At 56.3% G+C, this 13360-nt stretch carries 11 protein-coding genes; all 11 read left to right on the top strand.

All coding sequences use genetic code 11. The annotated features are described in order from the left end of the window. Positions 1-99: 99 nt before the first annotated feature. The 11 genes from serC (at position 100) to NJH59_RS19740 (ending at position 13360) form a co-directional block, all read left to right on the top strand. A complete protein-coding gene (gene serC, locus NJH59_RS19790) occupies positions 100-1185 on the top strand; it encodes a 3-phosphoserine/phosphohydroxythreonine transaminase (RefSeq protein ID WP_043862751.1) in 1086 nt (361 codons plus the stop codon). Then, the gene (pheA, locus tag NJH59_RS19785; RefSeq protein ID WP_043862677.1) at positions 1185-2279 is read left to right on the top strand and encodes a prephenate dehydratase; all 1095 of its coding nucleotides are present in this window, start codon (positions 1185-1187) and stop codon (positions 2277-2279) included. The genes serC and pheA overlap by 1 nt, the downstream gene beginning before the upstream one ends. Positions 2280-2319: 40 nt before the next feature. Then, on the top strand, positions 2320-4557 hold the full coding sequence (locus NJH59_RS19780) for a bifunctional prephenate dehydrogenase/3-phosphoshikimate 1-carboxyvinyltransferase (protein WP_043862678.1): 2238 nt from the start codon (positions 2320-2322) through the stop codon (positions 4555-4557). Then, the gene (gene cmk / locus NJH59_RS19775; RefSeq protein WP_043862679.1) at positions 4554-5240 is read left to right on the top strand and encodes a (d)CMP kinase; all 687 of its coding nucleotides are present in this window, start codon (positions 4554-4556) and stop codon (positions 5238-5240) included. The genes NJH59_RS19780 and cmk overlap by 4 nt, the downstream gene beginning before the upstream one ends. Before the next feature lie 124 nt (positions 5241-5364). Beyond that, positions 5365-7041: a 30S ribosomal protein S1 gene (gene rpsA, locus NJH59_RS19770; RefSeq protein ID WP_043862680.1), complete on the top strand. Its 1677-nt coding sequence runs from the start codon at positions 5365-5367 to the stop codon at positions 7039-7041. A 316-nt stretch (positions 7042-7357) separates the two neighbouring features. Further along, positions 7358-7651 (top strand): integration host factor subunit beta, encoded by a 294-nt coding sequence (ihfB, locus tag NJH59_RS19765; protein WP_043862681.1) that lies wholly within the window; start codon positions 7358-7360, stop codon positions 7649-7651. Positions 7652-7675: 24 nt separating this feature from the next. Then, on the top strand, positions 7676-7924 hold the full coding sequence (locus NJH59_RS19760; RefSeq protein ID WP_253087217.1) for a lipopolysaccharide assembly protein LapA domain-containing protein: 249 nt from the start codon (positions 7676-7678) through the stop codon (positions 7922-7924). Between the two features lie 424 nt (positions 7925-8348). Further along, positions 8349-9407, top strand: coding sequence for an LPS O-antigen chain length determinant protein WzzB (locus NJH59_RS19755; RefSeq protein WP_253087216.1), 1059 nt, complete (start codon positions 8349-8351; stop codon positions 9405-9407). Between the two features lie 273 nt (positions 9408-9680). Further along, positions 9681-10958, top strand: a complete 1278-nt coding sequence (gene tviB, locus NJH59_RS19750) for a Vi polysaccharide biosynthesis UDP-N-acetylglucosamine C-6 dehydrogenase TviB (protein ID WP_253087215.1) — start codon at positions 9681-9683, stop codon at positions 10956-10958. Between the two features lie 82 nt (positions 10959-11040). Continuing rightward, positions 11041-12081 (top strand): NAD-dependent epimerase/dehydratase family protein, encoded by a 1041-nt coding sequence (locus tag NJH59_RS19745; protein ID WP_253087214.1) that lies wholly within the window; start codon positions 11041-11043, stop codon positions 12079-12081. Between the two features lie 85 nt (positions 12082-12166). Beyond that, the gene (locus NJH59_RS19740) at positions 12167-13360 is read left to right on the top strand and encodes a hypothetical protein (protein ID WP_253087213.1); all 1194 of its coding nucleotides are present in this window, start codon (positions 12167-12169) and stop codon (positions 13358-13360) included.

Below are 13360 nucleotides of genomic sequence, written 5' to 3'. Positions count from 1 at the left end.
ATTGTAGTAGCGCAACCTATGGGAGCGGCTGTGGGGGCGGGCAGGCCCGCCACTGCGGTGTCTGCTCCCACAGACATCAAGAGCAGAGCGAGAGTGGATGTGAGCAAACGAGCCTTTAACTTCTGCGCAGGCCCTGCTGCGCTTCCTGAAGCTGTGCTGCAGCGTGCCCAGGCAGAAATGCTGAACTGGCGCGGCAAAGGCCTGTCGGTCATGGAGATGAGCCACCGTAGCGACGACTACGTGGCCATTGCCGAGAAGGCCGAGCAGGACCTGCGCGACCTGATGTCCATCCCCTCCAACTACAAGGTGCTGTTCCTGCAGGGCGGCGCCAGCCAGCAGTTTGCCGAGATCCCGTTGAACCTGCTGCCCGAGGGCGGTACGGCCGACTACATCGAGACCGGCATCTGGTCGAAAAAGGCGATCGAGGAAGCGCGTCGCTATGGCAACATCAATGTCGCCGCCAGCGCCAAGCCTTACGATTACCTGGCCATCCCGGGTCAGAACGAGTGGAACCTGACCAAGGACGCCGCCTACCTGCATTACGCCTCGAACGAGACCATCGGTGGTCTGGAGTTCGACTGGGTGCCGCAGACCGGTGACGTGCCGCTGGTGGTGGACATGTCCTCGGACATCCTCTCGCGTCCGGTCGACGTGTCGCAGTTCGGTCTGATCTACGCCGGTGCGCAGAAGAACATCGGCCCCAGCGGCCTGGTGGTGGTGATCGTGCGTGAAGACCTGCTGGGCCGTGCCCGCAGCAGCTGCCCGACCATGCTCGACTACAAGGTCGCGGCCGACAACGGCTCGATGTACAACACCCCGGCAACCTATTCCTGGTACCTCTCGGGCCTGGTGTTCGAGTGGCTCAAGGAGCAGGGCGGTGTCGCTGCCATGGAGCAGCGCAACCGCGCCAAGAAGGACCGCCTGTACGGCTTCATCGACAAGAGCGACTTCTATACCAACCCGATCAGCAGCAATGCCCGTTCCTGGATGAACGTGCCGTTCCGCCTGGCCGACGAGCGCCTGGACAAGGCGTTCCTGGCGGGCGCCGACGAGCGTGGCCTGCTCAACCTCAAGGGTCACCGTTCGGTGGGCGGCATGCGTGCCTCGATCTACAACGCCCTGGGCCTGGATGCCGTGGAGGCACTGGTTGCCTACATGGGTGAATTCGAGAAGGAACACGCCTGATGTCCGAACAGGAACTCAAGGCCCTGCGCGTGCGCATCGACAGCCTCGACGAGAAGATCCTCGAGTTGATCAGCGACCGTGCGCGCTGCGCCCAGGAAGTCGCCCGGGTCAAGACTGCGACCCTGGCAGAAGGCGAGGTGCCGGTGTTCTACCGGCCCGAGCGCGAGGCGCAGGTGCTCAAGCGCGTGATGGAGCGCAACAAGGGCCCGCTGGGCAACGAGGAAATGGCCCGGCTGTTCCGTGAAATCATGTCGTCGTGCCTGGCGCTGGAGCAACCGCTCAAGGTCGCCTACCTGGGGCCTGAGGGCACCTTTACCCAGGCCGCAGCCATGAAGCACTTTGGCCATGCCGTGATCAGCAAGCCGATGGCGGCCATCGACGAGGTATTCCGCGAAGTGGTCGCCGGCGCGGTCAATTTCGGCGTGGTGCCTGTGGAAAACTCCACCGAAGGTGCGGTCAACCACACCCTGGACAGCTTCCTCGAGCACGACATGGTGATCTGCGGCGAAGTCGAGTTGCGCATTCACCACCACCTGCTGGTGGGCGAGAATACCAAGACCGACAGCATCAGCCGTATCTACTCCCACGCCCAGTCGCTGGCCCAATGCCGCAAGTGGCTGGATGCTCATTATCCGAACGTCGAGCGGGTGGCGGTATCGAGCAATGCCGAAGCTGCCAAGCGGGTCAAGGGCGAGTGGAATTCGGCGGCGATCGCCGGTGACATGGCGGCTGGCCTGTACGGTCTGACACGCCTGGCGGAGAAAATCGAAGACCGTCCGGACAATGCCACGCGCTTCCTGATGATCGGCAACCAGGAAGTGCCACCGACCGGTGATGACAAGACCTCGATCATCGTTTCGATGAGCAACAAGCCGGGTGCGTTGCACGAACTGCTGGTACCGTTCCATGAGAACGGCATCGACCTGACCCGCATCGAGACCCGTCCGTCGCGCAGCGGCAAGTGGACCTACGTGTTCTTCATCGACTTCGTCGGCCACCATCGTGACCCGTTGATCAAGGCGGTGCTGGAGCAGATCAGCCAGGAGGCGGTGGCCCTGAAGGTACTGGGCTCGTATCCGAAGGCGGTGCTCTGAGGTATGCCAATGCGTGATGTTCTGAACAGGGTCCTGCTCCGTGGTTGAAGTCGTAAAGCAAGGCGGGCCCGTCATTGGCCGGCTGGTGGTGGTGGGCCTGGGCCTGATTGGCGGCTCGTTCGCCAAGGGCCTGCGTGAAAGTGGCCTGTGCCGCGAGGTGGTCGGTGTCGACCTGGACCCGCAATCGCGCAAGCTGGCGGTCGAGCTGGGTGTGGTCGACCGTTGTGAAGAGGACCTGGCTGCGGCCTGTGTCGGGGCTGACGTGATCCAGCTGGCGGTGCCGATCCTGGCCATGGAAAAGCTCCTGGCGCGCCTGGCGCAGCTTGACCTGGGTGCGGCGGTGCTGACTGATGTGGGCAGCGCCAAGGGCAACGTGGTGCGTGCTGCGCGCGAAGCCTTTGCCGAGAAGCTGCCGCGTTTCGTACCTGGCCATCCGATCGCGGGTTCCGAGCAGAGTGGGGTGGAGGCCTCCAATGCTGCCCTGTTCCGTCGTCACAAGGTGATTCTCACGCCGCTGGCAGAAACCGACCCGGCCGCCCTGGCTCTGGTCGATCGCCTGTGGCGTGCACTGGATGCCGATGTCGAGCACATGCAGGTGGAGCGCCACGACGAAGTGCTGGCGGCAACCAGTCATCTGCCGCATCTGCTGGCTTTCGGCCTGGTCGATTCGCTGGCCAAGCGCAATGAAAACCTCGATATCTTCCGTTACGCTGCCGGTGGGTTCCGCGATTTCACAAGAATCGCCGGAAGCGACCCGGTCATGTGGCATGACATCTTCCTCGCCAATCGCGAGGCTGTCCTGCGCACACTGGATACATTTCGCAGCGACCTCGACGCCTTGCGCGACGCGGTCGATGCAGGGGATGGGCACCAGCTGCTGGGCGTTTTCACCCGCGCCCGGGTTGCCCGCGAGCATTTCAGTAAAATCCTGGCCCGTCGGGCCTATGTGGACGCTATGAACTCCAACGACCTGATTTTCCTGGCACAACCTGGTGGCCGCCTGTCCGGCCGTATTCGCGTACCAGGCGACAAATCGATTTCTCACCGCTCGATCATGCTCGGCTCCCTGGCCGAAGGCACTACCGAGGTGGAAGGCTTCCTCGAGGGTGAGGATGCGCTGGCGACCCTGCAGGCGTTCCGCGACATGGGCGTGGTCATCGAAGGCCCGCACCATGGTCGCGTGACCATTCACGGGGTGGGGCTCAATGGCCTCAAGCCGCCGCCTGGCCCGATCTACCTGGGCAACTCAGGTACCTCGATGCGCCTGCTGTCCGGCCTGCTGGCCGCGCAGCCGTTTGACACCGTGCTGACCGGCGATGCTTCGCTGTCCAAGCGCCCGATGAACCGTGTGGCCAACCCGCTGCGCGAAATGGGTGCGGTCATCGAGACCGCCGCCGAGGGCCGCCCGCCGATGACCATCCGCGGTGGCCATACGCTCAAGGCGCTGGATTACAAGCTGCCGATGGCCAGTGCCCAGGTCAAATCCTGCCTGTTGCTGGCCGGCCTGTATGCCCAGGGCAAGACTACCGTCACCGAGCCTGCGCCTACCCGTGACCATACCGAGCGCATGCTGCGCGGTTTTGGCTACAGCGTGAGCGTCGATGGCCCTACCGCCTCGCTGGAGTCCGGTGGCAAGCTGACCGCCACCCACATCGAGGTGCCGGCCGATATCTCCTCCGCGGCCTTCTTCCTGGTCGCGGCCTCGATTGCCGAGGGTTCGGAGCTGGTACTGGAGCACGTCGGCATCAACCCGACCCGCACCGGTGTCATCGACATTCTGCAACTGATGGGCGGCGACATCACCCTGGAAAACCAGCGTGAAGTCGGCGGCGAGCCGGTAGCCGACCTGCGAGTGCGCGGCGCCAGGCTCAAGGGTATCGAGATTCCGGAGCACCTGGTGCCCCTGGCGATCGACGAGTTCCCGGTGCTGTTCGTGGCTGCGGCCTGTGCCGAAGGGCGTACCGTGCTGCGCGGCGCCGAAGAACTGCGGGTGAAGGAGTCGGATCGCATCCAGGTCATGGCTGACGGCCTGCTGGCGCTGGGCGTGAAGTGCGAACCTACCCCGGACGGCATCATCATCGACGGCGGCAGCATCGGTGGTGGCGAAGTGCATGGGCATGGCGACCACCGTATCTCCATGGCCTTCAGCGTCGCCTCGCTGCGCGCTTGCGCGCCGATTCGCATCCATGACTGTGCCAACGTCGCCACCTCGTTCCCCAACTTCCTCGCGCTGTGTGCCGAAGTCGGCATCCGCGTAGCTGAAGAGGGCAAGTCGTGAACGCGCTGGCACCGGTCATCACCATCGACGGGCCTAGCGGTTCTGGCAAGGGTACCGTTGCCGGCATGCTGGCCCGCGAGCTGGGCTGGAAGCTGCTGGATTCCGGTGCTCTGTACCGCCTCCTGGCATTCGCCGCCGGCAACCACGGTGTCGACCTGACCAATGAAGAACTGCTGGTCAAGCTGGCCGCCCATCTGGACGTGCAATTCATCGCCGCCGAGCCGGGCAAGTTGCAGCAGATCATCCTCGAGGGGGATGATGTGAGCAATGTGATCCGTACCGAAACCGTGGGCGCTGGCGCATCGATGGTGGCTTCGCTGCCGGCGGTGCGTGATGCGCTGCTGCAGCGCCAGCGGGCGTTTCAGGAGTCTCCCGGCCTGATCGCCGATGGGCGCGATATGGGGACGGTGGTATTTCCAGACGCGCCCTTGAAGATTTTCCTCACGGCCAGCGCCGAGGAGCGGGCGCGTCGTCGTTACTTGCAGTTGAAGGGCAAGGGCGATGATGTTAGTCTGTCGAGTCTGCTAGATGAGATACGTGCGCGTGATGAGCGCGACACCCAGCGCGCAGTGGCCCCGCTCAAGCCGGCGGCCGATGCAATCCAGCTGGATTCCACGGAATTGTCCATCGAACAGGTGTTGCAACGCATCAGAAGCGAGATCGCACTTCGCGATATCGCCTGATACAGGGCGGCATGCAGGGGCACCAGTCAACGTCCTGCAGGCTTTCCCTTTATATGAACGAAACCCACATTGTCTGGAATGTGGCTGATGGGCGTATGTCTCGCCCTAATCTACAGGAATTAAAATGAGCGAAAGCTTTGCAGAACTCTTTGAAGAAAGCCTGAAAACCCTCAACCTTCAACCAGGTGCGATCATCACCGGTATCGTTGTCGATATCGACGGTGACTGGGTTACTGTCCACGCCGGTCTGAAGTCCGAGGGCGTCATCCCGCTCGAGCAGTTCTACAACGAAGCTGGCGAGCTGACCATCAAGGTCGGTGACGAAGTTCACGTTGCGCTGGACGCGGTCGAAGACGGCTTTGGCGAAACCAAGCTGTCCCGTGAAAAAGCCAAGCGCGCCGAGTGCTGGATTGTTCTGGAAGCAGCTTTCGCCGCCGAAGAAGTGGTCAAGGGCGTTATCAACGGTAAGGTTAAAGGCGGCTTCACTGTCGACGTTAACGGTATCCGTGCGTTCCTGCCGGGCTCCCTGGTTGATGTCCGCCCTGTGCGCGACACCACCCACCTCGAAGGCAAAGAGCTGGAATTCAAGGTCATCAAGCTGGACCAGAAGCGCAACAACGTTGTCGTTTCCCGTCGCAGTGTCCTGGAAGCCGAAAACAGCGCCGAGCGCGAAGCTCTGCTGGAATCGCTGCAGGAAGGCCAGCAAGTCAAAGGTATCGTCAAGAACCTCACCGACTACGGCGCATTCGTTGACCTGGGCGGCGTTGATGGCCTGCTGCACATCACCGACATGGCCTGGAAGCGTATCAAGCACCCGTCGGAAATCGTCAACGTTGGCGACGAGATCGACGTCAAGGTACTGAAGTACGATCGTGAGCGTAACCGCGTTTCGCTGGGCCTGAAGCAACTGGGCGAAGACCCATGGGTTGCTATCAAGGCACGTTACCCAGAAAGCACCCGCGTCATGGCGCGCGTCACCAACCTGACCGACTACGGCTGCTTCGCAGAGCTGGAAGAAGGCGTGGAAGGCCTGGTACACGTTTCCGAAATGGACTGGACCAACAAGAACATCCACCCTTCGAAAGTCGTACAAGTCGGCGACGAAGTGGAAGTCATGGTTCTGGACATCGACGAAGAGCGTCGTCGTATCTCCCTGGGCATCAAGCAGTGCAAGTCGAACCCATGGGAAGACTTCTCTGGCCAGTTCAACAAGGGCGACAAGATCTCCGGCACCATCAAGTCGATCACCGATTTCGGTATCTTCATTGGTCTGGACGGCGGCATCGACGGTCTGGTTCACCTGTCCGACATCTCCTGGAACGAAGTGGGCGAAGAAGCCGTACGTCGCTTCAAGAAGGGCGACGAGCTGGACACCGTCATCCTGTCGGTTGACCCAGAGCGCGAGCGTATCTCCCTGGGTATCAAGCAGCTGGAAGACGATCCGTTCTCCAACTACGTTGCTGTCAACGACAAAGGCGCTATCGTAAAAGGTATCGTTAAAGAAGTTGACGCCAAGGGCGCTATCATCACCCTGGCCGACGATATCGAAGCCACTCTGAAAGCTTCCGAAATCAGCCGTGACCGCGTTGAAGACGCGCGTAACGTCCTGAAGGAAGGCGAAGAAGTTGAAGCCAAGATCATCAGCGTTGACCGCAAGAGCCGCGTAATCAACCTCTCCATCAAGTCGAAAGACGATGCTGAAGAGAAAGAAGCAATCCAGAGCCTGAAAGCCGCTCCGGAAGCTGCCGCCGATACCACCATGGCTGCACTGCTGCGCGAAGCAATGGCCAAACAGAACTGAGTTCTGCTTGATCATTAAAAAGGGCGACTTCGGTCGCCCTTTTTTGTGCCTGCGATTCATGTCTGTTTGCCGATGAGTCTGCAGGGGGTCCCATGCCTTCCTGTGTTCCGCCAGGGCGGATTCGTCCACGTCAGGGCGAAGTAAATGCGCCAATCCCTTGCCCCGCCTCACCTGCGGGCAGCGGCACTCAGTTGTCACCCTTGTGCGCAAATCTTGAAAATTTTATTAAGTCAAGAACCACCCTGTTCAAATCAGCTAGGGCGTGCTACAAACAGAGTAAGCAATGATCTAGCTGCTTGATAAAGAAGGGAAAAATATGACGAAGTCGGAGCTGATCGAACGTATTGTCACCCATCAAGGGCTGCTTTCATCGAAGGATGTGGAGCTGGCCATCAAGACCATGCTTGAGCAGATGTCCCAGTGCCTGGCTACAGGGGATCGAATCGAGATCCGTGGCTTTGGCAGCTTCTCGCTGCATTACCGGGCGCCGCGCCTGGGTCGTAACCCGAAGACGGGGCAGTCGGTGAGTCTGGACGGCAAGTTCGTGCCGCATTTCAAGCCCGGTAAAGAGTTGCGTGATCGGGTCAACGATGAGGAGGAGGGCGCATGATGGCCGCTGAGCAAGGAGCAAGTCATGCGTAACCTCAAGCGTGTAGTGCTGGCGCTGGTGGTGCTGGCCGTTGCGGCGGTGGTGCTGCTGTTTGTGCTGGAGAACCAGCAGTCGGTGGCATTGGTGCTGTTTGGATGGGCTGCGCCGGCGTTGCCGTTGTCGGTTGTGGTGCTGGTTGCCTTGGTGGGTGGGTTGCTGGTTGGGCCGGTGATGGGGGCTTACATCGGATTTCGCGCCGCACGGCGAGCGCGCAGGGAAAGTACTAGGGCTTGAGCCTCAGATAGTTCCTGCATAACCCATAGCCTGGACCTAATGCGGCACAGTCTGGAGTCTGCAGCAGCGTAGTACATCATCTGGTCACCGTCTCCAAGACTGATGAGGCACGCCCGCTCTTAATTGTAGTATTGTCGCTACTCAGCCTGCCCCGGCTGCCTGCTTACCCTCAGAATTCCTTTGCTTCAGATAGGCTGCCTCCTTTTGCAGGGCAGCTTTAAGATGCATTAAATTCGTTAGAACAAAATTGCATAAACAATTGTCATTTTATGTTATTTTTGATTTTTGTCTTTTTTTTTTTTATGTTCTCAAGTAAATTCCCATAGTTAACCTTCTTGCTATCCGACCGAACGCCTTTGCCATATACGGTTTAGATGGTTTCTGCTCCTACTGGTGCGAGATGACTCAAGGGAATAGAGAGCTAATGATCAACGAGCGTGAACGTCTGACCGGTAACGATGAAATTGACCTGATTGAGCTGGTCAGAGGGATATGGCGTCAGAAGGTGCTGGTCGTTGGGACAGCGGTTGCGCTATGCCTGGCGTCAGTAGTGTATGTGTTGCTTGCAACGCCTATCTATGAAGCGAAGATATTCGTCCTGCAGCCTACGCAAAATGATATTGCACACCTTAACTATGGCCGTGGTGGCGACACTGATCTGAAGCGTTTCACTGTGAAGGAAATCTACGAGGTGTATTTGCGCCACCTGCAGTCTGAGGCACTTCGCAGGACGTTCTTCCAGACTGTCTACCTCCCTACCTTGAGCCGAGAGGCCCAGCAGGGCTCACAGGATGACTTGTACAGGCGTTTCAATAAGCTTTTAGTAGTAGCCCCTTCAGGCAAGGATAACCCGAACCGGTTTTCTATCACTGCGAACGTATCTAACCCACGCCAGGCAGTCGAATGGGTTACTGATTATGTCAGGATGGCGGGAGAACGAGCGAAGCAGGAAGTGCTGAAAAATACCAAGAGTGAGGCGACGGTAAAAGCCAATAATCTCCAGCAGCAAGTTGGCAGAGCTCAGGAAAGCGCACGCAAATTGCGTGAAGACCAGATAGTTCAGTTGAATGAAGCACTGCTGATTGCGAAGTCGATTGGGCTTGAAAAGCCACCGATTATTTCGCGCAACCAGGCAGCAGAAATTTCCGCCGACATGGAGGGGCCACTCACATTCATGCGTGGTAGCAACGCACTCGAAGCAGAAATCAGCAATCTTCAGGCTCGTAAATCCGATGATCCCTTTATTCGAGGTATTCGCAAACAGCAAACGGCTCTTGCCTTCTATCGTGCATTCTCGATAGATCCTGAAGCTGTCGCGGTCTATCGTCAGGATGGAGTGGTGGAACTTCCAGACACACCAATTAAGCCTGACAAGTCAAGGGTGGTTATGCTTGGTGCAGTCTTTGGCCTGATTCTAGGGGTCGGTCTGGCCTTGCTGCGTAACCTGTACCGGGCGGGTACCAGGGCGCACCATAAGGAGTAAATGCACCTTGAGCAGCGGCGGTGCGTGTTTTAGGGCTATATACTGACACTGCTGCTGTGTCCGGTTAACAATAATGGTAGACCAGTCCTTCATCTTGTTATATAGCGCCTGCAGCCAATCGAGCAGCGCACAAATACAGCAGCTTCCTGGCCATGGGCGAGGGAGTTCGCGGAAAGCGGGGCATGGGGGCCCTGGGGTAAGCGGTGAAGTCCGGGCGCCATCGCGGTTAATAGTGATCCGAGCCCATCACAGGATTATGATCAGGCGTATTTTATGCATACTCTGGAAGAAGTAAAGCTGGCCATTATAGGGTTAGGTTATGTTGGCTTGCCGTTAGCTGTCGAGTTTGGCAAGAAGCGTAGCGTAGTTGGATTTGATATTGACAAGCGGCGAATCGAGGCCCTGCGCGCAGGGCATGATGCCACACTTGAAGTTGCAGATGACGAACTAAGCAATGCAAGCGGTCTAGAGTTTAGTTGGGATATTCAAGCACTCGAGGCGTGCAACGTTTATATCGTTACTGTACCTACTCCAATCGACGAGCATAACCGCCCTGATCTGACCCCCCTTATCAAGGCTTCGGAGACTATCGGTGCCGTCCTTAAGGCGGATGATATCGTGATTTATGAATCCACTGTTTATCCTGGCGCTACCGAAGAGGACTGTGTTCCTGTACTGGAGCGTGTGTCCGGTTTGATGTTCAACGTAGACTTCTATGCGGGCTACAGTCCGGAGCGCATTAACCCGGGTGATAAGGAGCATCGGGTTACAACGATCAAGAAAGTTACTGCCGGATCCACCCCTTTGGTAGCTGATATCGTGGATGCGCTTTACAACCAGATCATCACGGTGGGCACACACAAGGCTAGTAGCATTAGGGTTGCCGAAGCCGCCAAAGTTATTGAGAACACTCAGCGAGATCTGAACATTGCGTTGATCAATGAGTTGGCCATTATCTTTAACAAGATGGGCATCGACACCGAAGCGGTCTTGCAGGCTGCTGGAACCAAATGGAATTTCCTTCCATTCCGGCCCGGCCTGGTAGGCGGACATTGTATCGGCGTGGATCCGTACTATCTGACACACAAGGCGCAGGCTATTGGCTACCATCCTGAGATTATTCTAGCCGGTCGCCGGCTGAATGATGGTATGAGCAGTTATGTGGCTTCGCAACTCATCAAGTGTATGCTCAAACGACGTATTCATGTGGATGGGGCGCGTGTTCTTGTAATGGGATTAACCTTCAAAGAAAACTGTCCTGATCTACGTAACACCAAGGTAGTTGATATCGTGGCTGAGCTGTCTGACTACAATATCGAAGTCGATGTCTATGACCCTTGGGTCGCCACGGACCAGGCGGAGCATGAATATGGTATTACTCCTATTTCGGAGCCGACACTTAGAGCGTACGACGGTATTATCTTGGCAGTTGCGCACCATCAGTTCAAGGATATGGGAGCTGCGGAGATTCGACGGTTTGGTAAGGAACAACATGTACTTTACGATCTTAAGTACCTACTAACTGCCGAAGAATCTGACCTAAGATTGTAAAACTAGCTATTAAACGTCTATATAGACGGAGAGGGGGGAGTCCCTCTTTTTGCATTTTTATATCATGAGGTTCGCTCACCGTATGACATCTTATGAAACATTGCTAAGTACATTGCCTGTAGCCCCAAAAATTTGGCTGATCACCGGCGTGGCTGGCTTTATTGGTTCCAATTTGCTGGAAACTTTGCTCACGCTTGATCAATGTGTTGTGGGGCTGGATAATTTTTCCACCGGCCACCAACGCAATTTGGATGAAGTACAGGCCAGCGTAAGCCAAGAGCAGTGGCTGCGGTTCTCTTTTATCGAAGGCGACATACGCAACCTAGACGATTGTCATAAGGCGTGCAGTGGTGTCGATTATGTGCTTCACCAGGCGGCATTGGGCTCGGTCCCTCGTTCGATCAATGATCCAATCACAACGAACGGAGCCAACATTGACGGGTTCTTGAACATGCTGGTCGCAGCTCGGGATGCCAGCGTTAAAAGTATGACGTATGCCGCAAGCAGCTCAACCTACGGAGATCATCCGGGGCTTCCCAAGGTAGAGGATGTAATTGGTAAGCCGCTTTCGCCCTACGCCGTCACCAAGTACGTAAACGAACTGTATGCCGACGTGTTCTCGCGCTGCTATGGCTTCAATACCATTGGTTTGCGTTATTTCAATGTGTTTGGAAAACGCCAGGATCCCAATGGTGCTTATGCGGCGGTGATTCCCAAGTGGACTGCGGCAATGATAAATCAAGAAGATCTTTTCATGAACGGTGACGGCGAAACCAGTCGTGATTTCTGTTTCATTGAAAATGTCGTGCAAATGAATTTGCTAGCAGCCACAGCGCAGGCGAGCGCAAAAAATCAAGTTTACAATGTTGCGCTCGGAAATAGGACGTCGTTGAATGAGTTGTACGGCTATCTGACTAAGGCACTTGGGGAAAATGGAATTTCATATACGAAGTCTGCAATTTACCGCGGCTTTCGTGAAGGGGATGTTCGACATTCTCAAGCGGATATCAATAAGGCACGTCGCCACTTGGGATACTCCCCTGTCTTTGATATTCAGCGTGGCATCCAGAAAGCGATGCCATGGTACATTGATTTCTTCAAGCACGCTGCTGACCTCCGTTGAGGGCGTCTATGCTACGCGGCTTATGGCGTAATTAATTTTGCGTTAGTCGATGATTAACGCTAGGCGATCAGGATCTAGGCTTGGTATGAGCAAGGGCACAATAATATACATTGGCGGTTTTGAGCTCCCTGACCGAAATGCCGCTGCGCATCGTGTGATGGCCAACGGAAAAATTTTACGTGACTTGGATTACGATGTTGTTTTTCTGGGTGTCGATAGCTGTACTGAGCGGGGCAATGGCCTGCGACGTAACGATTGCTTCGGTTTTGAATGCTGGAGCGTGCCATATCCAAAAGGAACGCTGGCCTGGATTAGGTACATCGTGGGGTTGCCGGGTATTTTGTCCTTCTTAAAACAGGCCCGTAATGTCCAGGTAAGGGGTGTTATTTGTTATAACTATCCCGCTATTGCTAGTTTGCGTATTTGGGCGTTATGCAAGTCATTGGGGCTGAAAATGCTGTCGGACGCGACTGAATGGTATGACGCTAGCGCGGGCGGTCCGATTTATCGTGCTATAAAGTACACCGATACGATATTACGAATGCATCTCGTGCATAGGCTTGCTGATGGGGTCATAACAACAAGCAAGTTTCTGACTGACTTTTACGCTAGCAGGCGTAAAATTACGGTGGAGCTTCCAACACTTTTTGATACGGATAACTTCGTCACGCCACCCCGCAGTAGTGACCGGCCTAACAAGAAATTCATTTATATGGGCTCTCCATTCGATGCCGGTCGAGTCAATAAGCAGCGTACCAACCTCAAAGAGCGTCTGGATGTGTGCGTTACTCTTTTTCATCAGTTGTACAGTGCGGGAGAGCGATTTTCTTTTGATATCTACGGCATCACAGCTGAAGACTACCTACATGTATTCCCGGAGCACTCAGAGCCTCTCAGGGAAATGAGTGGGCTAGTGTGTTTTCACGGCAGGCAGCCCCACGCATTGGTTTTGGCACAAATTGTCGATAGTGACTTCAGTATTTTTTTTCGCGATCGTACGCGTGTGACATTAGCAGGGTTTCCGTCGAAACTGGCTGAGTCAATAAGCTGTGGAACACCGGTAATCTCCAACACCATGGTCAGCTTGGAAAATTATACAGGCTGCCCTGGCCTGTTTCTGGCTCATCGTGGGTTTGAGCTAGAGCTGCTTAAAAAGCTGATGGCCTATACGCCTGCAGAAATAGCGGAGATAAAACGACAGTCTTACGAATCCAAAAGTTTTGATTATCGTAAGTATGCTGCTCCCGTCTCGACGTTCTTGGGTGCTTCAGGAGTCTGA

Source organism: Pseudomonas sp. VE 267-6A (genome assembly GCF_024126555.1).
Classification (GTDB): domain Bacteria; phylum Pseudomonadota; class Gammaproteobacteria; order Pseudomonadales; family Pseudomonadaceae; genus Aquipseudomonas; species Aquipseudomonas palmensis.
The sequence above is the reverse complement of the archived record's forward strand: the minus strand, read 5'-3'. Positions and strand labels throughout refer to the sequence as shown.

Coding starts and splice junctions, on each gene's coding strand:
- pheA (WP_043862677.1), top strand. CDS start 1,185: ATGTCCGAACAGGAACTCAAGGCCCTGCGCGTGCGCATCGACAGCCTC.
- rpsA (WP_043862680.1), top strand. CDS start 5,365: ATGAGCGAAAGCTTTGCAGAACTCTTTGAAGAAAGCCTGAAAACCCTC.
- ihfB (WP_043862681.1), top strand. CDS start 7,358: ATGACGAAGTCGGAGCTGATCGAACGTATTGTCACCCATCAAGGGCTG.
- NJH59_RS19760 (WP_253087217.1), top strand. CDS start 7,676: ATGCGTAACCTCAAGCGTGTAGTGCTGGCGCTGGTGGTGCTGGCCGTT.
- NJH59_RS19755 (WP_253087216.1), top strand. CDS start 8,349: ATGATCAACGAGCGTGAACGTCTGACCGGTAACGATGAAATTGACCTG.
- tviB (WP_253087215.1), top strand. CDS start 9,681: ATGCATACTCTGGAAGAAGTAAAGCTGGCCATTATAGGGTTAGGTTAT.
- NJH59_RS19745 (WP_253087214.1), top strand. CDS start 11,041: ATGACATCTTATGAAACATTGCTAAGTACATTGCCTGTAGCCCCAAAA.
- NJH59_RS19740 (WP_253087213.1), top strand. CDS start 12,167: ATGAGCAAGGGCACAATAATATACATTGGCGGTTTTGAGCTCCCTGAC.